Origin of the sequence: Escherichia sp. E2661 (assembly GCF_004745185.1) — a bacterium.
Taxonomy (GTDB): Bacteria; Pseudomonadota; Gammaproteobacteria; order Enterobacterales; family Enterobacteriaceae; genus Escherichia.
On the sequence record NZ_PDIG01000038.1, the window covers coordinates 15,435 to 39,622 of the forward strand.

At 49.5% G+C, this 24,188-nt stretch carries 17 protein-coding genes and 5 pseudogenes; 8 read left to right on the forward strand and 14 right to left on the reverse strand.

Annotation, left to right across the window (positions count from 1 at the left end):
* Positions 1-20: 20 nt before the first annotated feature.
* From btuC to selO, 6 genes and pseudogenes are all read left to right on the forward strand, one after another.
* The gene (btuC, locus tag CRI63_RS20855; RefSeq protein ID WP_135520644.1) at positions 21-1,001 is read left to right on the forward strand and encodes a vitamin B12 ABC transporter permease BtuC; all 981 of its coding nucleotides are present in this window, start codon (positions 21-23) and stop codon (positions 999-1,001) included.
* A gap of 62 nt (positions 1,002-1,063) precedes the next feature.
* Positions 1,064-1,615 carry a bifunctional thioredoxin/glutathione peroxidase gene (gene btuE, locus CRI63_RS20860; RefSeq protein WP_130208280.1) on the forward strand — a complete coding sequence of 184 codons (552 nt, stop codon included), beginning with the start codon at positions 1,064-1,066 and terminating at the stop codon, positions 1,613-1,615.
* Positions 1,615-2,364 carry a vitamin B12 ABC transporter ATP-binding protein BtuD gene (gene btuD, locus CRI63_RS20865; protein WP_135520646.1) on the forward strand — a complete coding sequence of 250 codons (750 nt, stop codon included), beginning with the start codon at positions 1,615-1,617 and terminating at the stop codon, positions 2,362-2,364. The genes btuE and btuD overlap by 1 nt, the downstream gene beginning before the upstream one ends.
* Before the next feature lie 77 nt (positions 2,365-2,441).
* Entirely contained in the window at positions 2,442-2,906 is a 465-nt protein-coding gene (locus CRI63_RS20870; protein ID WP_130208276.1) for an NlpC/P60 family protein, read from the forward strand.
* 246 nt (positions 2,907-3,152) lie between these two features.
* Positions 3,153-3,867: pseudogene (locus tag CRI63_RS20875) on the forward strand (EAL domain-containing protein).
* A 62-nt stretch (positions 3,868-3,929) separates the two neighbouring features.
* Positions 3,930-5,366 carry a protein adenylyltransferase SelO gene (gene selO / locus CRI63_RS20880; RefSeq protein ID WP_135520648.1) on the forward strand — a complete coding sequence of 479 codons (1,437 nt, stop codon included), beginning with the start codon at positions 3,930-3,932 and terminating at the stop codon, positions 5,364-5,366.
* Positions 5,367-5,369: 3 nt separating this feature from the next.
* Here the strand turns inward: selO and hemP are convergent, their stop codons facing one another.
* From hemP to ppsR, 3 genes and pseudogenes are all read right to left on the reverse strand, one after another.
* Complete coding sequence (hemP, locus tag CRI63_RS20885; RefSeq protein WP_001270810.1) at positions 5,370-5,561, reverse strand: hemin uptake protein HemP; 192 nt, start codon at positions 5,559-5,561, stop codon at positions 5,370-5,372.
* Positions 5,562-5,692: 131 nt separating this feature from the next.
* A pseudogene (aroH, locus tag CRI63_RS20890) lies at positions 5,693-6,738 on the reverse strand (3-deoxy-7-phosphoheptulonate synthase AroH).
* A gap of 155 nt (positions 6,739-6,893) precedes the next feature.
* Positions 6,894-7,728, reverse strand: a pseudogene (ppsR, locus tag CRI63_RS20895) (posphoenolpyruvate synthetase regulatory kinase/phosphorylase PpsR).
* A 331-nt stretch (positions 7,729-8,059) separates the two neighbouring features.
* Between ppsR and ppsA the strand changes: the two are divergent.
* On the forward strand, positions 8,060-10,438 hold the full coding sequence (gene ppsA, locus CRI63_RS20900; RefSeq protein ID WP_135520651.1) for a phosphoenolpyruvate synthase: 2,379 nt from the start codon (positions 8,060-8,062) through the stop codon (positions 10,436-10,438).
* Positions 10,439-10,494: 56 nt separating this feature from the next.
* On the opposite strand, the gene fadK is transcribed toward ppsA, so the two are convergent.
* Genes fadK through CRI63_RS20925 form a run of 5 tightly spaced genes read right to left on the reverse strand, consistent with a single transcriptional unit; the run spans position 10,495 to position 15,554 of the window.
* Positions 10,495-12,141, reverse strand: a complete 1,647-nt coding sequence (gene fadK / locus CRI63_RS20905; RefSeq protein WP_135520653.1) for a medium-chain fatty-acid--CoA ligase — start codon at positions 12,139-12,141, stop codon at positions 10,495-10,497.
* Positions 12,142-12,197: 56 nt separating this feature from the next.
* Complete coding sequence (locus CRI63_RS20910; RefSeq protein WP_000081086.1) at positions 12,198-12,491, reverse strand: ferredoxin family protein; 294 nt, start codon at positions 12,489-12,491, stop codon at positions 12,198-12,200.
* The gene (locus tag CRI63_RS20915) at positions 12,488-13,777 is read right to left on the reverse strand and encodes an FAD-dependent oxidoreductase (RefSeq protein ID WP_135520655.1); all 1,290 of its coding nucleotides are present in this window, start codon (positions 13,775-13,777) and stop codon (positions 12,488-12,490) included. Before CRI63_RS20915 ends, CRI63_RS20910 begins: the two co-directional genes overlap by 4 nt.
* Before the next feature lie 54 nt (positions 13,778-13,831).
* A complete protein-coding gene (locus tag CRI63_RS20920; protein WP_135520657.1) occupies positions 13,832-14,770 on the reverse strand; it encodes an electron transfer flavoprotein subunit alpha in 939 nt (312 codons plus the stop codon).
* 19 nt (positions 14,771-14,789) lie between these two features.
* Positions 14,790-15,554 (reverse strand): electron transfer flavoprotein, encoded by a 765-nt coding sequence (locus CRI63_RS20925; RefSeq protein ID WP_135520659.1) that lies wholly within the window; start codon positions 15,552-15,554, stop codon positions 14,790-14,792.
* Positions 15,555-15,869: 315 nt separating this feature from the next.
* Here CRI63_RS20925 and CRI63_RS20930 point away from each other — a divergent pair.
* A pseudogene (locus CRI63_RS20930) lies at positions 15,870-16,782 on the forward strand (AraC family transcriptional regulator).
* 43 nt (positions 16,783-16,825) lie between these two features.
* Here the strand turns inward: CRI63_RS20930 and CRI63_RS20935 are convergent.
* From CRI63_RS20935 to CRI63_RS20960, 6 genes and pseudogenes are all read right to left on the reverse strand, one after another.
* The gene (locus CRI63_RS20935; protein WP_135520661.1) at positions 16,826-17,977 is read right to left on the reverse strand and encodes an acyl-CoA dehydrogenase; all 1,152 of its coding nucleotides are present in this window, start codon (positions 17,975-17,977) and stop codon (positions 16,826-16,828) included.
* A gap of 13 nt (positions 17,978-17,990) precedes the next feature.
* Positions 17,991-19,586 (reverse strand): acyl CoA:acetate/3-ketoacid CoA transferase, encoded by a 1,596-nt coding sequence (locus CRI63_RS20940; protein WP_135520663.1) that lies wholly within the window; start codon positions 19,584-19,586, stop codon positions 17,991-17,993.
* 145 nt (positions 19,587-19,731) lie between these two features.
* Positions 19,732-20,490: a type I 3-dehydroquinate dehydratase gene (gene aroD / locus CRI63_RS20945; protein WP_135520665.1), complete on the reverse strand. Its 759-nt coding sequence runs from the start codon at positions 20,488-20,490 to the stop codon at positions 19,732-19,734.
* A 30-nt stretch (positions 20,491-20,520) separates the two neighbouring features.
* Complete coding sequence (ydiB, locus tag CRI63_RS20950; protein ID WP_130208246.1) at positions 20,521-21,387, reverse strand: quinate/shikimate dehydrogenase; 867 nt, start codon at positions 21,385-21,387, stop codon at positions 20,521-20,523.
* An 11-nt stretch (positions 21,388-21,398) separates the two neighbouring features.
* Positions 21,399-22,666: pseudogene (locus CRI63_RS20955) on the reverse strand (MFS transporter).
* 226 nt (positions 22,667-22,892) lie between these two features.
* Positions 22,893-24,107, reverse strand: coding sequence for an MFS transporter (locus tag CRI63_RS20960; protein ID WP_135520667.1), 1,215 nt, complete (start codon positions 24,105-24,107; stop codon positions 22,893-22,895).
* Between the last annotated feature and the right edge of the window lie 81 nt (positions 24,108-24,188).

Genomic DNA, 24,188 nt, shown 5'->3' on the forward strand with positions numbered 1-24,188 from the left:
ACTTCAGCAGAACGGATACCATGCTGACACTTGCCCGCCACCAACAGCGACAAAATATTCGCTGGTTATTATGCCTGTCAGTTTTGATGCTGCTGGCGCTTCTCTTAAGCCTTTGCGCTGGTGAACAATGGATTTCACCTGCCGACTGGTTCACTCCTCGTGGCGAACTGTTCGTCTGGCAAATTCGCCTGCCACGTACCCTGGCTGTATTGCTGGTTGGCGCGGCGCTGGCGTTATCAGGCGCGGTCATGCAGGCGCTGTTTGAAAACCCTCTTGCGGAGCCGGGGCTGCTTGGCGTCTCTAACGGCGCTGGAGTGGGGCTTATCGCCGCTGTATTGCTCGGGCAAGGGCAGTTACCGAACTGGGCGCTGGGGCTGTGTGCGATTGCTGGCGCGCTTATTATCACCTTAATTCTCTTGCGTTTTGCCCGCCGTCATCTTTCAACCAGCCGATTACTGCTGGCTGGTGTTGCGCTGGGTATCATCTGTAGCGCGTTAATGACGTGGGCCATCTACTTTTCCACGTCTGTTGATTTACGCCAACTGATGTACTGGATGATGGGCGGCTTTGGTGGTGTAGACTGGCGGCAAAGTTGGCTGATGGTGGCCTTGATTCCGGTGTTGTTGTGTATTTGCTGTCAGTCCCGCCCAATGAATATGTTAGCGCTGGGTGAAATTTCGGCGCGACAACTGGGGTTACCACTGTGGCTCTGGCGCAATGTGCTGGTCGCGGCTACCGGTTGGATGGTCGGTGTCAGTGTAGCGTTGGCTGGCGCTATTGGGTTTATTGGCCTGGTTATCCCACATATTCTGCGGCTGTGCGGATTAACCGATCACCGGGTATTACTTCCCGGCTGCGCGCTGGCAGGTGCTACTGCGTTGCTGCTTGCCGATATTGTTGCTCGACTGGCGCTGGCTTCCGCAGAGTTACCGATTGGTGTGGTCACCGCCACCCTGGGTGCGCCGGTGTTTATCTGGTTATTGTTAAAAGCAGGACGTTAGCCGCATAAAGACGGTCTATGATTAAAAGCTAAGATTTTTACTGACCTTATCCAGGAGACACGATGCAAGATCCCATTCTGACCACCGTAGTGAAGACGATTGACGGGGAAGTGACCACGCTGGAGAAATATGCCGGTAATGTGCTGCTGATTGTCAATGTCGCTTCAAAGTGTGGCTTAACGCCGCAATATGAACAGTTGGAGAACATCCAGAAAGCCTGGGCCGATCGTGGTTTCGTCGTGCTGGGATTTCCGTGCAATCAGTTCCTTGAACAAGAACCAGGTAGTGATGAAGAAATTAAAACTTATTGCACCACCACCTGGGGCGTGACGTTCCCAATGTTCAGTAAAATTGAGGTCAATGGCGAAGGTCGTCATCCGCTATATCAAAAATTGATTGCCGCAGCGCCGACGGCGGTGGCACCGGAAGAGAGCGGTTTCTACGCGCGAATGGCCAGTAAAGGTCGCGCACCGCTGTATCCTGATGATATTTTGTGGAATTTTGAAAAATTTCTGGTGGGTAGAGACGGAAAGGTCATCCAGCGTTTTTCCCCGGATATGACACCGGAAGATCCTATTGTAATGGAAAGCATTAAACTGGCGTTGGCAAAATAATGTCTATTGTGATGCAGTTACAGGATGTAGCGGAATCAACCCGCCTGGGGCCGCTTTCTGGCGAGGTCCGGGCAGGGGAGATCCTGCATCTGGTGGGGCCGAACGGCGCGGGCAAGAGCACCTTGCTGGCGCGAATGGCGGGGATGACCAGTGGTCAGGGAAGCATTCAGTTTGCAGGTAAACCACTGGATACCTGGCCCGCAACAAAACTCGCCCTGCATCGCGCCTATCTTGCACAACAGCAGACGCCGCCGTTTGCTATGCCGGTCTGGCATTACCTGACCATGCACCAGCACAATAAAACGCGAACCGATCTGCTAAATGATGTCGCAGGGGCGTTGGCCCTTGATGACAAACTCGGTCGAAGCACCAATCAACTATCCGGTGGTGAATGGCAACGTGTCCGTCTTGCTGCGGTGGTGCTACAAATTACGCCGCAAGCGAATCCGGCAGGTCAATTGCTTCTCCTTGATGAACCCATGAACAGCCTTGATGTTGCCCAGCAAAGCGCGTTAGATAAAATTTTGAGCGCGCTATGTCAGCAAGGCGTGGCGATTGTGATGAGCAGTCACGATCTTAACCACACATTGCGTCACGCGCATCGGGCGTGGTTGCTTAAACAAGGAAAACTGCTTGCCAGTGGGCGGAGAGATGAAGTACTAACGCCGCCGAATCTGGCCCAGGCTTATGGTATGAGCTTCCGTCGGCTGGACATTGAAGGTCACCGAATGCTGATTTCGACCACCTGATTTCATTAGCATCTTGAAAAACGGGTAATTTCGACGCTAAATTAATGCAAGAATAAAAAACAGAGGATTCGTACGGAATGCGTTTCTGCCTAATTTTAATTACAGCACTGTTTCTGGCCGGGTGTAGCCATCATAAAGCGCCGCCGCCAAACGCCAGGCTTTCTGACTCCATTACTGTCATTGCCGGTTTGAACGATCAACTACAGAGCTGGCATGGTACGCCGTATCGTTATGGCGGCATGACTCGACGTGGAGTGGACTGTTCGGGTTTCGTGGTTGTGACGATGCGCGACCGTTTCGACTTGCAGTTGCCACGCGAAACAAAACAACAGGCCGCTATCGGTACCCAAATTGATAAAGAAGAATTGCTGCCAGGCGATCTGGTCTTTTTCAAAACAGGTTCCGGGCAAAATGGTTTACACGTGGGTATTTACGATACCAACAATCAATTCATTCATGCCTCTACCAGCAAGGGGGTGATGCGTTCTTCCCTCGATAATGTCTACTGGCAGAAAAATTTCTGGCAGGCGAGACGAATCTAGTATCCCAATAAATGGACGGTGATGATACCGCACCGTCTGTTAACTCCTGAATACAGTAGTATTTTGCAGACAAAAATACCGCAAATGGAATATTCGTTTATACTCAGGATAATCTAAAAAAAGGACCCCTGAAAAAGTGGTTAACATGGAACAAATGAAAGTTATTCCTTCTGTATTTGTTATGCCTTATGGCCTCAAACTTTTTATCTGGATGTTGAAAAAAATCCGTAGAGAGGGGCTGTTACCATGAAGGTCTTACTGGAGAATCTTTATCATTCTGATTACTATTTTCTACCGATAAGAGATAGCCAACAAAATCTTGTTGGGGTTGAGTTAATAACCCATTTCTCCAGTGACGACGGTACGGTTCGCATCCCGACGACACGGGTTATTGCACAACTTTCAGAGGATCAGCATTGGCAATTATTTGCCGAAAAGTTGGAATTACTAAAATCATGCCAACATTTTTTTTATTCAACACAAACTCTTTGCCTGGATTAATTTAACGCCACAAGTAGCAAAGTTATTATTAGATAGGGATAATTACGCAAGCAAACTATTAAGAATTCCTTTTGCTGAACTGATGATTAATGAAAATTATCCTCATCTTAATGAGGGAAAAGATAATTATGAACTTTTGCACTTATCGCAAATTTTCCCATTGGTTTTGGGAAATTTGGGTGCGGGCAACAGTACAATGAAGGCTGTTTTTGATGGGCTTTTCACTCGCGTCATGCTGGATAAAGGTTTTATTCAGCAACAAATAGTCCATAAATCTTTCGCGCCTTTTATTCGTGCGCTCCATGCGCAAATTTCACCTTGTTGCAATTGTATTATTGCTGCTGGTATTAATACACCGGAGATGTTGGCGCAGATGGTGCCGTTTGGTTTCCATGCTTTTCAGGGATGTTTGTGGCCCGCAGTTCCCGTGAGCCAGATAACAACGCTGGTCCAGCGATAACCCTCTTGTTTGCTGGTGTTTAAGACGAGAGTAACCGTCTACACTATCAAACAGGAGGATCTATGACCCTGTCTTTTATTACCCGCTGGCGTGATGAATTGCCGGCAACATATACATCGCTTTCCCCTACGCCTTTAAATAATGCCCGGTTGATTTGGTATAACGCCGAACTGGCTAATACGCTGGGTGTTCCATCGTCGTTGTTTGAAAGTGGCGCGGGTGTCTGGGGCGGCGAAACTTTACTGCCAGGTATGTCGCCACTGGCCCAGGTCTACAGTGGCCACCAGTTTGGTGTCTGGGCGGGGCAGCTTGGCGACGGGCGCGGTATTTTACTCGGCGAGCAACGGTTTGCCGACGGCACCACCATGGACTGGCATCTGAAAGGTGCGGGGCTGACGCCTTATTCGCGGATGGGCGACGGACGTGCGGTTTTACGTTCAACAATTCGCGAAAGTCTTGCCAGTGAGGCAATGCATCACCTTGGCATTCCGACGACACGCGCCTTAAGCATTGTTACCAGCGATACGCCGGTTTACCGGGAGACGGTCGAATCAGGAGCGATGCTGATGCGCGTAGCGCAGAGTCATTTGCGATTTGGCCACTTTGAACACTTTTACTATCGTCGGGAACCGGAAAAAGTTCGCCAGCTGGCTGACTTCGCCATTCGCTATTACTGGCCGCATCTTCAGGATGAAGAGGATAAATACCGCCTCTGGTTTACCGATATTGTCGCACGTACGGCTTCGTTAATCGCCAGCTGGCAGACAGTCGGTTTTGCTCACGGGGTGATGAACACGGATAACATGTCGATTCTCGGGCTGACGCTGGATTATGGTCCATTTGCTTTCCTCGACGATTATGAACCGGGCTTTATTTGTAATCACTCTGATCATCAGGGACGTTACAGCTTTGATAATCAACCTGCCGTTGCGTTGTGGAATTTACAGCGTCTGGCGCAGACATTGTCGCCGTTTATCACTGTCGACGCGTTAAACGAGGCGCTGGAAAGCTATCAACAGGTTTTGTTGACGCATTATGGAAAACGTATGCGGCAGAAACTGGGCTTCATCACGGAGCAAAAAGAGGATAATGCGCTACTGAATGAATTGTTCAGTCTGATGGCGCAAGAGCGCAGTGATTATACTCGCACATTCCGCATGTTAAGTCTGACCGAGCAGCACAGTGCGGCTTCACCGCTGCGCGATGAGTTTATTGACCGCGCGGCGTTTGATGACTGGTTTACGCGTTATCGGGCGCGCTTGCAACAAGACGGAGTTGCCGATAGTGAACGTCAGCAACTTATGCAGAGCGTTAATCCTGCGCTGGTATTGCGAAACTGGCTGGCACAACGCGCTATTGAGGCTGCAGAAAAGGGCGATATGACAGAATTACAACGTCTGCATGAAGCGTTGCGAAATCCTTTCAGCGACAGGGATGATGACTATGTCAGTCGTCCACCTGACTGGGGTAAACGGCTTGAAGTCAGCTGCTCGAGTTAAAGGCTACTTGGTCAACAGCAGCTTGCCAGCCTGAGTTTTACGGAGCAGATATTCTTGCCCGTCATGATCGATAATCAGTTTGCCATCCGGACCTAACAGTGTCTGGCTGGTAATTCGCCGAATGGGCTGCGGGGAAGCGGTCTTGTGATTGGCATCCGTTTCAGGCGTGAGTTTTCTGCTATCCGTATAACGCATAGAAATTAATAATAATTTATATAACAATGATTCTTATTATCAATATTATGGCGAGCCAGAGCAAGCAGTAATGTGTTGAGAAGACAACAAGTTGCGCAGAGATGCCCATTCCGTCAGGAATGGGCACGCATTCAGAAGCGGGAATCTACCGCAGAGGCGAGTTTTTCGACCAAGCGTTCAGTATCTTCCCAACCTAAACAAGGATCGGTAATCGACTGACCGTAGGTGAGCGGCTGACTGCTGGCGATTTTTTGTGTACCTTCGCGCAGGAAACTTTCTGCCATAATTCCGGCAATCGCGTGGAGCCATTGCGGATTTGCTGACAAATATCCTCACAAACTTCTAACTGGCGACGGTGCTGCTTCTGGCAGTTACCGTGGCTGAAATCCACCACCAGATGTTCAGGTAAATCAAACTCGTGCAGCGTATCGCAGGCTGCGGCGATATCATCGGCATGGTAGTTCGGTTTTTTGCCGCCACGCATAATAATGTGGCCATACGGGTTGCCGCTGGTCTGATAGATGGTCATCTGACCGTTTTTGTCTGGCGAGAGGAACATATGACTGGCACGGGCAGCGCGGATAGCATCCACGGCAATCCGCGTGTTGCCATCGGTACCGTTTTTAAAACCTACCGGACAGGAGAGGGCTGACGCCATTTCACGGTGGATCTGGCTTTCGGTAGTCCGTGCGCCAATTGCGCCCCAGCTAATTAAGTCAGCAATAAACTGACCGGTCACCATATCGAGAAACTCGGTTGCGGTGGGAACGCCCAGTTCATTTACCTGCAACAGCAATTTACGTGCCATTTCAAGGCCGTGATTAACGCGATAGCTGCCGTTTAAATCCGGATCGGAGATGAGTCCTTTCCAGCCGACAACGGTACGCGGTTTTTCAAAATAGGTGCGCATTACAATTTCCAGTCGTGACTGGTACTGGTTGCGCAACGTCTGCAGACGGGTGGCATACTCCATGGCAGCGGTCAGATCGTGGATCGAGCAGGGGCCAATAATGACCAACAGTCGCTTATCTTCACCATTCAGTATTTTTTCAATTCTGCGGCGGGAATCAATGACATGGTTGGCGACGCCAGGCGTTACGGGATACCGTAGCGCGAGTTCGGCGGGCGTTACCAGGCTCTCGATACGCGCAGTACGGAGTTCGTCAGTTCTGTTCATTACAAGTCTCAGAAATTTGTTGCTTCAACGGCAGGACTACCGGGAAGTGATGCGCATCACGATAAACCAATCGCAGCTGATTTCAAGTGCGAGGTGTGTCACACCTCGCCAGGTGGTTAGCATGATAACAAAAAACAAGATAATGCACTAGTTCTCTAGTACATTCGACGGCTAAGGCCCATGATATCGAGGATCTTGGTGGCAATCTCTTCTACCGAATAATTGGTACTGTTAATCCACGGGATCTGATTTTTACGGTACAACGCTTCCACTTCCGCAACCTCCATCCGGCACTGGCGAAGCGAGGCATAGCGACTGTTCTCCCGACGCTCTTCGCGAATCGCCGCCAGACGCTCAGGGTCGATAGTTAGTCCGAACAATTTATGCTGAAGCGGTTTGAGCGACGCGGGTAGCACCAGATTATCCATGTCATCGGCAATAAAGGGGTAGTTTGCCGCGCGGATACCAAACTGCATCGCCAGATACAGGCTGGTGGGGGTTTTACCACAACGAGAGACACCGAGCAGGATCACCTGAGCCTGATCCAGATTGCGCAACGAAATGCCGTCGTCATGGGCGAGGGTGTAATCAATTGCCGCAATACGCGCATCATATTTATTGAGATTATTAGGGTTCAGGCCGTGGGTACGGTGAGCAATCGGCGTCGGGTCCAGTTTCATCTCTTGCTGGAGAGGGGCAACCAGCGCCTGCACAATATCCTGGCAAAAACCTTCGCTTTGCAAAATGATGGCGCGGATTTCCGGTAGCACAATGGAGTAAAAAACCAGCGGGCGCACACCTGTCTGGTGATAAATTGCGTCAATCTGATCCTTCACCGCCCGTGCACGGCTTTCATTTTCGACAAACGGCAGCGTAATGCTGCTGATAGTAACGGGAAATTGTGACATCACTGCGTGTCCTAATACCTCCGCAGTTATAGCCGTACCATCAGAAATATAAAAAAACGTGGCGATCAACAGCATTATCCATTTTGTTCTTCCCGTGATGCAGACATAATTCTATGAAAGCATAAATTAAAAACGTACAGAAGCGTAGAAGGTTATGCCTGGTTTATAAAATGAACCTTCAATTTTATATTTTATGAAAACAGTATTTCATTTTTACGCTTTCGTTTATACCGATGGTTTATGTGGAAATTACTGAAGATAGCGGATTTGCGCAACGCTGGGATCAGTCTTAAAAAGTAAAAAATATATTTGCTTGAACGATTCACCGTTTTTTTCATCCGGTTAAATATGCAAAGATAAATGCGCAGAAATGTGTTTCTCAAACCGTTCATTTATCACAAAAGGATTGTTCGATGTCCAACAATGGCTCGTCACCGCTGGTGCTTTGGTATAACCAACTCGGCATGAATGATGTAGACAGGGTTGGGGGCAAAAATGCCTCCCTGGGTGAAATGATTACTAACCTTTCCGGAATGGGTGTTTCCGTTCCGAATGGTTTCGCCACAACCGCCGACGCGTTTAACCAGTTTCTGGACCAAAGCGGCGTAAACCAGCGCATCTATGAACTGCTGGATAAAACGGATATTGACGATGTTACCCAGCTTGCGAAAGCGGGCGCGCAAATCCGCCAGTGGATTATCGACACTCCCTTCCAGCCTGAGCTGGAAAACGCCATCCGCGAAGCCTATGCACAGCTTTCCGCCGATGACGAAAATGCCTCTTTTGCGGTGCGTTCCTCCGCCACCGCAGAAGATATGCCGGACGCCTCTTTTGCCGGTCAGCAGGAAACCTTCCTCAACGTTCAGGGTTTTGACGCCGTTCTCGTGGCAGTGAAACATGTCTTTGCTTCTCTGTTTAACGATCGCGCCATCTCTTATCGTGTGCATCAGGGTTACGATCACCGTGGCGTGGCACTCTCCGCCGGTGTTCAGCGAATGGTGCGCTCCGACCTCGCATCTTCTGGGGTGATGTTCTCCATTGATACCGAATCCGGCTTTGACCAGGTGGTGTTTATCACTTCCGCATGGGGCCTGGGTGAAATGGTCGTGCAGGGCGCGGTTAACCCGGATGAGTTTTACGTGCATAAACCGACACTGGCAGCGAATCGCCCGGCTATCGTGCGCCGCACCATGGGGTCGAAAAAAATCCGCATGGTCTACGCGCCGACCCAGGAACACGGCAAGCAGGTTAAAATTGAAGATGTACCGCAGGAACAGCGTGACATCTTCTCGCTGACCAACGAAGAAGTGCAGGAACTGGCAAAACAGGCCGTACAAATTGAGAAACACTACGGTCGCCCGATGGATATTGAGTGGGCGAAAGATGGCCACACCGGTAAATTGTTTATCGTGCAGGCACGTCCAGAAACTGTACGTTCTCGCGGTCAGGTGATGGAACGTTATACGTTGCATTCACAGGGCAAGATTATCGCCGAAGGCCGCGCTATCGGTCATCGCATCGGCGCGGGTCCGGTGAAAGTCATTCATGACATCAGCGAAATGAACCGCATTGAACCTGGCGACGTGCTGGTCACTGACATGACCGACCCGGACTGGGAACCGATCATGAAGAAAGCGTCTGCTATCGTCACCAACCGTGGCGGTCGTACCTGCCACGCGGCAATTATCGCTCGTGAACTGGGTATTCCGGCGGTAGTGGGCTGCGGTGATGCGACCGAACGTATGAAAGACGGTGAGAACGTCACCGTTTCTTGTGCCGAAGGCGATACCGGTTACGTCTATGCGGAGTTGCTTGAATTCAGTGTGAAAAGCTCCAGCGTGGAAACCATGCCGGACCTGCCACTGAAAGTGATGATGAACGTCGGTAACCCTGACCGTGCGTTTGACTTTGCCTGCCTGCCGAACGAAGGCGTAGGTCTGGCGCGTCTTGAATTTATCATCAACCGCATGATTGGCGTTCACCCCCGCGCACTGCTTGAGTTTGACGATCAGGAACCACAGTTACAAAATGAAATTCGCGAGATGATAAAAGGCTTTGATTCTCCACGCGAATTTTACGTTGGCCGTCTGACCGAAGGGATCGCGACGCTGGGCGCCGCGTTTTATCCGAAACGCGTGATTGTCCGTCTTTCTGATTTTAAATCCAACGAATACGCCAATCTGGTGGGTGGTGAGCGTTACGAGCCGCATGAAGAGAACCCGATGCTGGGCTTCCGTGGCGCGGGCCGCTACGTTTCTGACAGCTTCCGCGACTGCTTCGCGCTGGAGTGTGAAGCGGTGAAACGTGTGCGCAACGACATGGGACTGACCAACGTAGAGATCATGATCCCGTTCGTGCGTACCGTGGATCAGGCGAAAGCAGTGGTTGAAGAACTGGCGCGTCAGGGGCTGAAACGTGGCGAGAACGGGCTGAAAATCATCATGATGTGCGAAATTCCGTCCAACGCCTTGCTGGCTGAACAGTTCCTCGAATATTTCGACGGCTTCTCAATTGGCTCAAACGACATGACACAGCTGGCGCTCGGTCTGGACCGCGACTCCGGCGTGGTGTCTGAACTGTTCGATGAGCGCAACGACGCCGTGAAAGCACTGCTGTCGATGGCGATCCGTGCTGCGAAGAAACAGGGCAAATATGTTGGCATTTGCGGTCAGGGGCCGTCTGACCACGAAGACTTTGCTGCATGGCTGATGGAAGAGGGGATCGATAGCCTGTCTCTGAACCCGGACACCGTGGTGCAAACCTGGTTAAGCCTGGCTGAACTGAAGAAATAAAATAAATACCCGGCGGCGTTTTGTCGCCGGGTTTACGTGATCCCTGAAGATGAAACTTATTCAATCAATTCGCAGACATCCTGAGTTAATCGCCGCATAATATCTTTCCGTAACAAAAACTTTTGTATTTTACCTGATGCAGTCCGCGGTAATTTTTCGATCACCACGATATGTTCAGGGTATTTATATTTCGCGACCCGCTTACGGCTAAAAAAAGCCACCACGTCTTCCAGCGATAATGAATGATGCGGTGCTTTCAGCACGACATAGGCACATGAACGTTCACCTAAGCGTTCATCGGGCATTGCAACCACACAAGCATCGTGAATTTTAGGATGCTGCAATAGAATATCTTCCACTTCACGGCTGCTAATATTTTCGCCGCCGCGGACAATAATATCTTTCTTGCGTCCGGTAATTTTTATATAGCCGGCCTCATCCATGCGGCAGAGATCGCCACTGTAATACCAGCCCTCTTCATCCAGCGCGCGAGCGGTTAATTCAGGTTCATCAAAATACCCCATAAACACATTGGGGCCACGCGAGGCTTCTTCACCTTCGCAACCTGGCGGTAAGGTCTTGCGTGCGTCATCGACCACTTTAATTTCCACGCCTGCGGCAGCGTAACCATCGGTGTGCATAAAGCGCGACAAAGGATCGTCGAGATTCACCACTGCATGTGGCGAGCTTTCTGTGGAACCATAAACGCTTAATAATTTAATGCCGCGCTGCTGGCATTCACGCGCCACTTTTTTGGGGATCGTGGTGCCGCCGCAAAGAAAGAAACGCAGCGCAGAAAGGTCGGCAGGCTGTTTCTCTAGTAGATTCAAAAGGTCATAAACAAACGGCGTTGCTCCGAGCATACAGGTGCAACGTTGTTGCTCAAGCAGCGAGAGACAGGCTTCCGGGGTAAAAATATCTAACAACACGCTGCGGGCGCCAATCAAAAACGGCGCTGTTACGCCATGCAGAAACCCCGTCGCGTGACCGAGTGGTGCAGGCATCATAAAGACATCCAGCCAGGTCAGGTTAAGCCGTGCACAATAAGCCCGTTCGCTGGCAAGAATATTATTATGCGTTAGCATCACGCCCTTTGGCATGCCCTCAGTTCCGGAGGTAAATAGCACCGCCGCTAATTCATCGCCGTGGACCGATGTTGCGGCGGCCAGCGGGGGATTGTCGGCAATAATCTGACTTAACGAGAGAGACGAGGTGGCGGGGGCCAGCTTATCCACGCCGACAATTTGTTGTAGTTGTGGAAGCTGATTTTGCAGCGGCAGGATTAAATCTACCGGACGCGTTTGTTTAAACAACGTCGGTGCAAAGAACATTTTTGCCTGACACTTATTGAGGACCCATACCAGTTCAGCTTCCCGCCAGGAAGGCAACAGCGGTACGGAAACCGCACCGGTTTTCAGGCAGGCAAGATAGATAACGGTAAATTCACACCAGCCTGGCAGTTGAAATGCGATGCGATCGCCTGATTCAATACCCTTCGCTAACATCCAGTTTGCCAGACAGCTCGCGGCGTGATCGAGCGCGCTATAGGTGTACGTTGCACCATGATTATCGACCACGGCAATTTTGTCTGGCATCGCACGAGCGGTCTGCTGCCAGTAATCGGCCAGCGAAGCATCGCCCCATAACCCTTGCTGACGATATGCCGCACGACGCTGCGCGTTAAACGTTAATGTCACTTTCATTTTGAACTCTCGAAACAGAACGTCAGGCCCGAGGTGCGGGCCTGTGGGAAGCGTAATTAGCCGTAACGGAAATCAATACCGAAGGTGCCTGCGGGGTATTGCCATTGTTCGAGAATAGTGTTGCCACACAGCACCCGACAGGTGCCGCACTCCAGACAACCGGCGGAATCAAAATGAATGTTTCCCGCGTCATCCTGCTTATACAGTCCGGCAGGGCAGGCTTTCATTAATTTTTGAAATTCATTGATGTCGGGATTTGCCGCCAGAATGATATGTGGGTGGCCCTCATCAACATGGAATTTGTTGACGCCTAATTTGACGTCAACGTTGACCGTAGCGTTCTGGCTCATAGCGCGGTTGCTCCCTTAATGCCATCTTTCAGCAGATTAATCAGCCCGATTTTCTTCGCATGTCCGAGAATCATTTTGCGTACCGGCTGGTTTGGTTTGCCGTCAATGGTGAACATATCGTTCATGATGTCGGCGACCATTCGTGGGTATTGGCTAAACAGGCGCGGGTTTTCCATCAGCGCCGGGATCTTGCGGAAATGCTGCATATCGCGCATAACACAACTTTGTTCCAGCTCACGTTTGTATTGCGCCAGACTGCTGGTGGAGAAATCCGCGCGTTCTTTGGCGGCAATCGCCGTTGTGGCAGCCGCCAGGGCCGATGCGATGGCTAAATCCATTCCGCGAACCGTAAAGCCCAGATTGAGGCAGAAGCCTGCGGCGTCTCCGACGATCATCACACCATCGTTAACCAGTTGCGGCACCATTGCCAGACCGCCTTCCGGCACCATATGCGCGGAATATTCAAGCAGTTTGCCACCGCTAATCAGTGGGCGAATGGCGGGGTGCTGTTTAAAATCCTCCAGCATTTGCGGCACGCTTTTTTGCGCATGGGCGATATCACCCAATCCACAAACCAGACCCAACGATACGGAATCGTGATTGGTGTAGATGAATCCGCCGCCCATCAGGCCGTCAGAAGGGGAACCGGCAAACAGCCAGGCGGCACCTTCGTCGTCAGTGACGTTAAAGCGATCGTTGATTTGCTCCGGCGTGAGGCCAATGACTTCTTTAACGCCAACAGCGTAATGATGCGGATCGGAGGCGGGAACCATTCCCAGCGAACGGCCAAGCATCGAGTTAACGCCATCAGCCAGAATCACCACATTGGCTTCGAGAATATCATCCCCGGCCTGGACGCCTGTGACCTTGTTTTCTTCACGAACCAACGCATCGACGCGAACGCCCGGGATAAACTGCGCGCCCGCCTGTTCGGCTTGTTCCATCAACCACGGGTCGAGACGATTGCGCAATACGGTATAAGAAGCGTGTTGCGGAACATCTGGCTGCTCGCGGTGAAAATCGAGGGTAACGGCGCTCTCTTCAGTTAAGAAGGAGATTTTCTCGCGTGTGACTTTGCGTTCTACCGGCGCTGATGCAGCAAAGCCGGGAATGATCGCTTCAAGCGTGTGGGCATAAAGACGCCCGCCGGTCATATTTTTACATCCGGCACTGTCGCCGCGTTCGATCACCAGGACATCCAGTCCGGCTCGCGCCATGACCAATGCGGCAACGCTACCGGCAACGCCCGCACCGACCACAATGGCATCAAATTTGTCATCCGACATGCGTTATGCTCCCTTCCCGCTGTCTTCACAGCGGGAGATGTGGTTGAAAGGGAATTAGCGACTCAACTGGCTAATCAGGGCAGGGACGACTTTGTAGATATCGCCCACCAGACCGTAGTCGGCATAGTTGAAGATTGGCGCGTTTTTATCTTTATTGATGGCGACAATCACTTTTGCGCCATTGCCGCCAACCATATGTTGGATCTGCCCGGAGATCCCCAGCGTCAGGTAGAGATCGGATTTCAGCAACACGCCGGAGACACCAATATAACGTTCACGCTCCATCCAGTTCTCGCCTTCGGCAATCGGGCGTGAACAACCGACTTCAGCATTGAGTGCCGCTGCCAGTTCGTGAACCATTTTCAGGTCATCCTGCGCTGCCAGACCACGACCGACGCCAACCACGCGTTTTGCTTTGCTCAGGTCCACGCTGCTTGCCGCTTTCGCACGGCGTTCGCGACTAAGAATTTCATGACGCGGAGCAAGGTAAGGCACAGTTTCAATCGGACACTGATGCGAGGCGTCACTGGTGCAAGGTTCCTGAACACCGGGCGCAAGGGTAATGATCGCCAGCGGGCTGTTGATCTTTTCCTGGGCGAACGCCAGCCCGCCATACATACGGTGCTCGGCGTAAACGTGACCATCGACCACATCAACCGCAGTGGCATCGTTCACCAGCGCCGCATTCAGTTGCACACTTAACCGTGCAGCCAGCGCTTTACCGCGTTTTGTCGCGGCCAGCAGCAACATAGAGGTGTGTTTATCTTTCAGCAGGGCAGCAATGCTTTCAGCGTAATTTTCAGTGCGTTGCAGTGCATCGTTTTGCTCAAGAACATAAATACATTTTGGACCATAAGGCATAACAGCCTGTGCCTGGTCGGTATTTTGTACAATGGCATACACCTGTTGGCCCCATTGCTGCGCACCGCCAAACAGTTCGGCATAACGTTCAGGATTATCGCTAAAGACCCAGACGTTGTTTAATTGACTCATCGTTTCTTCTCCGTTGGCTTTAGTTCAGGGCTTTCTTCAGATGTTCCGCCAGCTCGGCAATGGCTTCCGGCGAATCGTTATCGAGAATGATGTGTTTGCGTTCTGTTTGCGGCGGTACGCGAACGCCGATCAGTTCAGCAAGCGGCGTGGCCTGGCTCCAGCCGATATCACTCGCCTGCCATTGATGTACCGTTTTTTTGCCCGCGCCGAGAATGGCTTTCATCGATGGAATGCGTGGCACGTTAATATCGGACGTGACGCACAGCACAGCTGGAACAGCGAGTTCGATCACTTCAACTTCATCTTCAAGAGTGCGTTCAACTATCAGCGTATTCCCCTGACGCTGAATGGCACTCACCGCGTTGATCACCGGAAGTTGCAACATTTCTCCCACCAGCAGGCCAACCTGTTGGGCATAGAGATCGCCAGAACCTTCACCGAAGATCAGTAAATCGAAGCCGATCTTTTCTGCCGCCGCGGCCAGGGCCTTAGCCGTATCAAGGGGGAGTGCATGCTCAAGCTGGGCATCCTGCACCATATACAGACAGTGCGGTCCGCGGGATAACACGTCTTTACGCACTTTTGAGTTCTGCAACAATGAGCCGCCAACAGTCAGCGCGGCTATCTCATCGTCATCTGTTGCAAACTGGCTTGCAGCTTCAATGGCATTGAGATCGAACTGGCTGATTTTGGCGTCGGCATTGTCGAAATTGAGGGTGTACTCGGGAGTGACAACAATGTCCTGTTCTTCAGGCACCAGCTTAAAGCAGGTTATTATTTTCATGATTTCTCCTGTGGGTCGCATACGGAACCATCTCCGATGGAAGGTAAAAGTGGCCTGAAAATAGTGTGCGATAGCAGGGCGGGGTTTTCGACGGAGCAATCTGTTTTCCTTGCCAACAATCTTGCAAAAAAAATGCGATCGCTAAAACAAAAGCGAAATGTACAGAAATATTCTTCTGTGCTGGGCGTACTATCTTGCATTCAATGTAAATAATCTTGTTTAGCTCTCGCTAAATGCGGTTGTATAACCGCAATACACGCCGTATTTTATCCGGCATATATTGTTTTTGCTTGCTCATGGAATAGGGAGGTTGTCATGTATCAACGCTGTTTTGATAATGCCAGCGAAACGCTGTTTGTCGCCGGTAAAACGCCACGACTTTCGCGCTTTGCGTTTAGTGACGATCCTAAATGGGAGTCGGGACATCACGTTCATGATAATGAAACCGAGCTGATTTATGTTAAGAAAGGGGTGGCAAGGTTTACCATTGATTCTTCGCTCTATGTGGCGCATGCCGATGACATTGTGGTGATAGAACGTGGCAGACTGCACGCGGTAGCTTCAGATGCTAACGACCCGGCAACGACCTGTACCTGTGCGCTATACGGTTTTCAGTTTCAGGGCGCAGAAGAAAATCAGTTACTGCAACCGCATTCTTGCCCGGTAATTGCCGCAGGGCAGGGAAAAGAGGTCATCAAAACGCTTTTTAATGAATTAAGTGTGATTTTACCGCAAAGTAAAAATGGCAACACATCTTCAGTGTGGGATGCATTTTCCTATACGTTAGCGATTCTCTATTACGAAAACTTTAAAAATGCCTATCGTTCGGAGCAGGGGTATATTAAAAAAGATGTTCTGATAAAAGATATTCTCTTTTATCTTAATAATAATTACCGCGAAAAAATCACTTTAGAACAGTTATCGAAAAAAATTTCGTGCCAGCGTCAGTTATATTTGTCATGAATTTACTAAAGAGTATCGAATTTCTCCCATTAACTACGTGATTCAACGGCGTATGACGGAAGCGAAATGGCTGTTGACCAATACTGATATGTCGCAGGCAGAGATCTCCTGGCGTGTGGGTTATGAAAATGTCGATCACTTTGCCAAACTGTTTTTGCGCCATGTTGGCTGTTCTCCCAGTGATTATCGCAAACAATTTAAAAATTGTTTTGCGGAACAAGAAATCTTATCTGAATTTTCTGAACCTGTAAGTCTTGCCGGATAAATCTGGCGGCGCAGTTTTTGTCAGAAGCTGCGCCGCCTGAAGATTATTTATTCTGGTAATCTTTCAGGATCTGCCGACCTGCAACGTAAATCATAATCTCGTCAGTACCACCGCCAATCCGTTCACAGCGGACATCACGCCAGAAGCGGGAGACGCGCGCCTCATCGGTGTAGCCCAGACCGCCCATGATTTGAATTGCATCATCAATGACTTCCATTGCAGTGCGTGCGCAGTACAGTTTTGCCAGCGCCGCGCTGGTGCGCAGTGACTGATGCTGATCGGCTTGCCATGCCACTTTCAGCACCATATTGCGCATGTTGTCGATCTTAATCGCCATCAGTGCCAGCTTTTCCTGGATCATCTGGTTATGACCAATTGGCTTACCAAAAGCGATACGCTGGTTGGCATAACGGGCGGCATCTTCGAATGCGCATTCGGCAAAGCCGGTGCTGCGCGCGGCGTTGATCAGGCGCTCCATCTCAAAGTTGTACATCACATTGAGGAAACCCATTCCTTCTTCGCCTACCATGTCGCTCTCTTCAACTTCCACATTGTCGAGATAAACTTCGCAGGTGCTAAGCATATGCCAGCCGATTTTATGCAGCGGATTGATCTTAATGCCGGGCTTACTGGACTCAACCCACCACAGGGTGAAGGCTTTTTTCGGATCTTTCGGTTCCGGATCGCGCGCCAACACCAGCATATACGGGTACTCTTTCGCGCCGGTGATGAAGGTTTTCTGTCCGTTGATGTAAACCTTGCCATTTTTACGCGTGTAAGTGGTGGTGGCGCTGTTGTTATCTGAGCCAGCGCCTGGTTCCGTCAACGCCAGGGCATAGGCGGGGTCGCCGGTTTCCAGGGTGCTTTCTGCCGTTTTACGTAGCTGCTCCTCAGAACCGAAACGGCGCATGCTGTGAATACACTGACCGTTGGTAATCAAAAACGCCGGAGCACCGCATTTTGACACTTCCATCAGCGCCAGCATCTGGGTGACGTAATCCGCAGGGATGCCGCCGAACTCTTCCGGCACGCCAAGCATAGAAATGCCGTTATCCGCCAGTGCCCGCATAAACTCACGCGGATATGTCCCGTTTTGATCGCAGGTGCGGAAATACTCTTCCGGAAAGTTAGTTGTAATCATTTCGCGAATACTGGCCAGCAGCAGTTCTTGTTCTTCAGTTAAAGAAAAATCCATCGTGATACTCCTGTTAATGAGCCGCTTCAGGCAGGACAAAACCCATCGCCGCATCGATAAATAATCTTTCGTCCATCATTTTCAGTTCAGGCGAAATAACTGGGGTGAAATCCATTTTGTCGAGAATATCTTTTTGTAAATCGACGCCAGGCGCGATTTCGATTAAATGCAGGCCGTCTTCTTTCAGGGTGAATACAGCACGTTCGGTGATGTAACGAACATCCAGTCCCCGTTCGAGCGCGATTTTTCCGCTAAAAGTAATTTCCGGTAGTTCACGGATAAATTTATTTACCCGTCCTTCCTGGACGATATTTAATTTACCATCGGCAATTTCTGTTTTTAAACTGCCTGCAGTTAACGTGCCGCAGAAAATGATTTTCTTCGAGGTGGCACTGATATCAATAAATCCACCGGTACCCATGATTTTGCCATTGAATTTATGCACACCGACGTTACCGTGCTGGTCGACTTCGGCAAAACTCAAATAACAGACATCCAGACCACCGCCGTGGTAAAAATCGAACTGGGAAGTCATATCCAGAATGGCGCGGGTATTCACGTTCGCGCCAAAGGCGATACCTTGCGAAGTAATACCGCCAATTGGGCCTGTTTCCACCGTCAGAATAAAGTCATCAGCACAACCTTCTTCCCGGGCGACCAGGCCAATACCGTCGGCAATACCGACACCAACATTCCCCACAGCACCTTTGCGCATTTCAAACAATGCGCGCCGCGCGACTAATTTACGCTGATTAAGAGGCAAGCTAAGTTGGGTACTGTCATCCAGGGTGAAGTCACCAGAAATAAAACGATTAACTGGCGCACCGCCATACAGTTGGGTTTGGTCCGGATCGACCACCACAATATCCACCAGATAACCTGGAATACGGACAGCTTTAGGATGCAGCGTGGCTTTCTTAACCATCTTCTGCACCTGCATCATCACGATACCACCGTTATTGTGCACCGCCTGGGCAATAACCAATGCGTCGAGATACATCACTTCATCTTCAAAGGTGGCGTAGCCTTCGCTGTCGCAGGTGGTGGCACGAATAAAGGCAATATCTGGCGCGATCGCTTTGTAATAGAGATATTCTTTATTATCAAACTCGACCAGTTTAATCAGATCTTCTTTAGTCACTTCATTCAGTTTGCCGCCTTGCTGGCGAGGGTCGACAAACGTTCCGATACCAATATCGCTAATAATTCCTGGCTGGTGGGCAGCAGCAGCGCGCAATGTTTGAGTGAGCACACCTTGTGGATAGTTATAGGCAACAATTTTATTTTGTTCTGCGAGTTCAGAAATACGCGGTGATTGTCCCCAATGGCCGCATAATGCCCATTTCACCAGGCCTTCTTGCGCCAGCGGACTAATACCCCGATCGGCGCGATCGCCAAGCCCTGTAGGGCTAATAATCGATAAATTACGCGGCGTCTGGGTTTGTTTATATTTATCAGCAAGTGCGGTAATTAATGTGGTGGCTTCCAGAATACCGCCACCTGCACCTAATACACAAAGTGTTGCTTCGTCGGGAATATAACTTACCGCTTCCTGTGCCGACAGGACCGGCACGCGTCCATTAATCCGAGGTGGTTTTACAGGTTTCATTATTTTTTCCTGATTCAGGTGTGGGTTTCTCTGCGCAAGCATTAAAAATAGCGCACAGATACCCACAGAATATTTTTATCAAATACTCTTTAAAAATATTTTTTTAATACGGCGGGGAAGGTTACTCCCGCCGGTACGTTATTTATTACGCCTGGTGCAAAATAGTTAATACTGTGCGCAAATCATTCACCGATATTTGCCCAGGCGCAGAGGCTTTTTTTACTGCGCCAAAGGTTGCCGCCGAACCAAATACTTCACCAGCCAGACGGGAAATTACGCCAGTTTTTGCCATCGACATCGTGATGATTGGACGATCGGCATACTGCTCCTGCATCTCCAGGGTAGCGGCAAGCAACGTCAGGACATCGCTGGTGCTTTGCGGCATCAACGCAATTTTAGGAATATCGGCGTCGAAGGACTGCATTTTACGCAAACGGGCAATAATCTCTTCGGCTTCCGGCGTTTTATGGAAGTCATGGTTGGACATGACAACCTTCACATCATGCGCATGTGCATAGGCGACGGTTTCTTTAACCTGATCATCGCCGGTAAATAACTCCAAATCGATCATATCAACCAGGCCGCTGTCGATGGCTGCGCGATTGAGTGCAATATAATCCTCGGTGGAAATCGCCTGCTCGCCGCCTTCTTTAGCGCTACGGAAGGTAAACAGCAGCGGTTTTTCTGGCATTACCTCACGGAGGATTTTTGCCACGGCCATGACAGACCCCACGCTGGAGAGGTCGGCAAAGTGGTCCACACGCCATTCCAGAATATCAAAGTCCGCTTCACGATAGGCGAGAGCTTCGGATTTCACGCTGGCGATATCCTTTGCCATCAGCGAGACGATGATTTTTGGTGCGCCCGTGCCAATGACGAGATCTTTTACTGTTACGGTTTTCATTTTTTACCCTTTCTGCACGCGGTCAGCCTGTCAGGCGCCGAACCCCATGACCTGTTTAACGTATTCCAGAGGGAAATCTTTGCCAGTCCATAACGTGAACTGTTCAGCCCCTTGCCACAACAACATGCCGTATCCATCAATCGTTTTGCAACCTGCTTGTTGCGCCTGCTGCAATAACTTCGTCATATGCGGGTTATACACGCATTCAGTGACCAGCAGTCCTGGATGTAACAAACTGATATCGTTAACTAATGATTCATTTTCAAGAGGCTTCATACCCACTTTTGTGCCGTTGGTTAAAATGTCGGCGGAAGCCAGGGCTTCAGCAAAGGCTTGCTGATCGGCGAGATCGGTCACGGTGACGACACAATCGGTGTTTTCGTTGACCCGTTGTGCGAAGGCGAGGGCTTTATCGAAGAATTCATCCCGACGGTTGAAGATTTTAATCTCTTTTAAACCTTCAATCGCGCCTTGCGCGCCAATCGCCGTTGAGGCACCACCGGCACCTAGCAGCACCATCGTTTTGCCTTTGATATCAAAACCGCTCTCTTTAATGGCGCGAATATGGCCCGTGCCGTCGGTGTTATAGCCGCGCAGGTAGCCGTCATCATTGACGATGGTATTGATAGCGCCAACCAGTTTGGCCGCTGGTGTTAATTCATCAACATATTCACACGCCAGTTGTTTGTTAGGCATCGACACACCGGTTCCGCGCATTTTTAAGGCTTTTAAGCCTTCAATTGCACCGGCAAAGCTATCGTTATCCACTTCAAAGGCCATATAGGTAAATGGCAATCCCGCTTTTTCTAAGGCTTTGTTTTGCATTTCAGGCGATAAACTGTGGCGGATAGGATAGGCCATCAGGCCAATCAATTCGTATTTAGCGGTAACATCCATAATTAACTCCTCTAATTTCTTTGCTTAATTGTGTTTAACCGGGGTGCTAAGATTGCGTTCGCCAAACCGGACATCATTTTCAGGAATAATGAAAAACGCGGTAATAGCGGATGAAAACAATAATTGCGGTAATCAGGGCCAGAAGCGCGAAAGTAAAATCGAGAACGATGATGTATTGCAGGCCGATATTCGACAGATAACCGGTAATCAGCGGAATAACAAAATTGGCCAGGCCACCCATCATCATATAAATACTGGTGACTTTGGCTTTGCTTTTTGGAAAAAACTCGGACATGACTGAAACGCCAAGCTGTAAAATACCGCCAGCAGCAGAAAAACCGATAACAAAAGCCCCGGCATTACAGACCAGTGGAGAAGGGTACAGATAAATGATAGCGGCGGTTACCGTTGCCAGTGCTGAGTTAAACACGTTAGCCCAGATGGGACGCACCATTTTTTTCAATAATGCGGCAAAAATAAAGACACAGACCAGCGAACCCATACTGTAATAAGAGATGGTTTTTAATGCCTCAGCTTCCGACATACCGGCAAACGCCATCGCATATTTGGGCATCCACACGACAATTACATAAAAGGTCGAGAATGCGGCAACACCGAACAACACCGATGAAACACCTTCCAGCCAGACTAACGGCTTACTGTTCATTTGCGGTAGTTCACCAGCTACGCTGGCATCCACCAACTGGCCTGGGAATTTACTTTTCAATAGCATCAGCGTGATCAGCACAAATACGATGCCTGGGATAATCAGCCCATAACCGTACCAGATGTTATTCAACAGCATATAACTCACCAGCATCGGATAGAGCATTTGCCCGAACGATATCATCGCCTTAACCAATATTACGGCTGAACCCGAGGCTTTCGGGAAGCATTCCATCAACGCCGGATATCCACCGGTATCCAGGGCTGAGTTGGCGATACCAACGCACACAGCCAGACCGTAAGCGAGAGCTAAACTTGGGCAGGCCGGAATACCAAAGAAAAACAGCATATACATGGCAACGGCCATGAATATTACTGCTCGTCGACCAAATTTATCGGAGATTACACCGAAGAATAAAATACTTATCAGACGGCCCAGACCGATACCAGAAATTAAATAGGCGATACCGGCGTTATCGGTAGAAAACTTTTCTGCCAGAGATGACATGTTTTGTGCAAGCGTAATAACACTAATGCCATGTAGGAAATAGCTGAAGTATACACAAAGGACAGCCAGGATAAATGGCGTGCTGAAAGCCTTATTTTGAGACATTTTCACAGCTCCTTGCTGAAAGATAATTTTGTTACCGTCCGTGTTGTATTTCGACGGTTTTCATAATCACTATACTGAAGATGATTTTCTCTGGGTACATGGCATAAAGTTTATGTTTCCAGGAATATTGCATGTGATAGTTTGTTTTTGATCGCGATTTTCCTTAATTAGCGCAGAAAGAGTAATTTATCCGTAAGATCTTGCATGACCTGAAAAGAATATTGCATTACCCGCCCGTAGCAACATTCTCCTTTAATGATGAATGTTGTGCTTCTTTTCGACTGCGTACGCCAATAAACAGCGCCAGTAAAAAGCCGATAGCAGCGATGGCGGTATCGAACCACATAATATCGGCAATACTTCTTTGCGAAAGATGAGCCGTAATCAACGGGATAGTAAAGGTTGCAATGCTGCCCGCACTGTAATAGATCCCCGTTGCTTTTCCTTTGGCATGGGGAAAACGTTCCGCCATTAACGTCAGGCCAATTTGTACAACACCACCTGCGGAGGTAAAACCGATGACAAAAGCAAATATTATCACCACATAAAATGTGGGATGCAGGCAGACGGTGAGCAGGGCGATAAATGAGATAAAAGTGTACAGCATCAACAATGTTGTTGAACGAACCGCTTTGCTAATGAGTGGCGCGGTAATAAATACACAAAGTAGCGACCCTACGGTATAGATACTGAGTAATTTGATCGACATGGTGTAAGACATACCGGCGACAAATTGCCCGTATTGTGCCAGCCACTGGCTAACCAGATAAAAGGTTGCCATTGAGATATAGCCATATAAGGTATAGCTGGCTAAATCGATAATTGAGCAACGATGCTTCGCGGCGGTGGTGGGTTTCTTTACTTCAGGTAAGCGACGCCCTGGATGTGGTGGAAAGCTACAGCGATATAAAAACAGACCGTTAACGATCATAATTGCTGCGGCAATCATAAAAGACCAACCGAACCACAGTTCAGCCCACACTAACAGGCTGATAATTAGCGGCAATAAAAATTGTCCGCTGGAGACAAAGGCTTTAATTAAAATATTGGCTGTGCCAGGCGAGCGAGGAAAAGCTTCCATCAGGCTGGGGTAGGTGCCTGCATCAAGAAAACTATTTGCCATACCGGCGAGAAAACCAAATACATACGCGATGATAATGTTATTTGCATGCAGAATGCCAAAAAAGAACATCAGATAGCAGCATATCCCCATGATGATAAAAGGACGTCGGCCAAAACGATCGGATAGTAATCCTGCAAAAAATAAGACACTTAATCGACCAATGCCTAATGATGAGATGACAATTGAGACGCCCGCAGCATTGGTCTGCCAGAGCGTCTCCAGCGAGGCCATATTTAAAGTCATCAAAATGACACCCATACCATGCACCAGGTAATTGAGATACAACCCAAGCGCGGTAGGGAGGTAGGGATTTTTCATAAGATCTACTTAGCAATATTGCTTAAAAAGTTGCTGTTGTTATGTCAGCATCCGTTTATTATTTTTGTCATGACGTCCGTT

Excerpts from the sequence above, each read along its gene's own strand:
- btuC (WP_135520644.1), top strand. The coding sequence starts at position 21 with ATGCTGACACTTGCCCGCCACCAACAGCGACAAAATATTCGCTGGTTA.
- btuE (WP_130208280.1), top strand. The coding sequence starts at position 1,064 with ATGCAAGATCCCATTCTGACCACCGTAGTGAAGACGATTGACGGGGAA.
- btuD (WP_135520646.1), top strand. The coding sequence starts at position 1,615 with ATGTCTATTGTGATGCAGTTACAGGATGTAGCGGAATCAACCCGCCTG.
- CRI63_RS20870 (WP_130208276.1), top strand. The coding sequence starts at position 2,442 with ATGCGTTTCTGCCTAATTTTAATTACAGCACTGTTTCTGGCCGGGTGT.
- selO (WP_135520648.1), top strand. The coding sequence starts at position 3,930 with ATGACCCTGTCTTTTATTACCCGCTGGCGTGATGAATTGCCGGCAACA.
- hemP (WP_001270810.1), bottom strand. The coding sequence starts at position 5,561 with ATGCGTTATACGGATAGCAGAAAACTCACGCCTGAAACGGATGCCAAT.
- ppsA (WP_135520651.1), top strand. The coding sequence starts at position 8,060 with ATGTCCAACAATGGCTCGTCACCGCTGGTGCTTTGGTATAACCAACTC.
- fadK (WP_135520653.1), bottom strand. The coding sequence starts at position 12,141 with ATGAAAGTGACATTAACGTTTAACGCGCAGCGTCGTGCGGCATATCGT.
- CRI63_RS20910 (WP_000081086.1), bottom strand. The coding sequence starts at position 12,491 with ATGAGCCAGAACGCTACGGTCAACGTTGACGTCAAATTAGGCGTCAAC.
- CRI63_RS20915 (WP_135520655.1), bottom strand. The coding sequence starts at position 13,777 with ATGTCGGATGACAAATTTGATGCCATTGTGGTCGGTGCGGGCGTTGCC.
- CRI63_RS20920 (WP_135520657.1), bottom strand. The coding sequence starts at position 14,770 with ATGAGTCAATTAAACAACGTCTGGGTCTTTAGCGATAATCCTGAACGT.
- CRI63_RS20925 (WP_135520659.1), bottom strand. The coding sequence starts at position 15,554 with ATGAAAATAATAACCTGCTTTAAGCTGGTGCCTGAAGAACAGGACATT.
- CRI63_RS20935 (WP_135520661.1), bottom strand. The coding sequence starts at position 17,977 with ATGGATTTTTCTTTAACTGAAGAACAAGAACTGCTGCTGGCCAGTATT.
- CRI63_RS20940 (WP_135520663.1), bottom strand. The coding sequence starts at position 19,586 with ATGAAACCTGTAAAACCACCTCGGATTAATGGACGCGTGCCGGTCCTG.
- aroD (WP_135520665.1), bottom strand. The coding sequence starts at position 20,490 with ATGAAAACCGTAACAGTAAAAGATCTCGTCATTGGCACGGGCGCACCA.
- ydiB (WP_130208246.1), bottom strand. The coding sequence starts at position 21,387 with ATGGATGTTACCGCTAAATACGAATTGATTGGCCTGATGGCCTATCCT.
- CRI63_RS20960 (WP_135520667.1), bottom strand. The coding sequence starts at position 24,107 with ATGAAAAATCCCTACCTCCCTACCGCGCTTGGGTTGTATCTCAATTAC.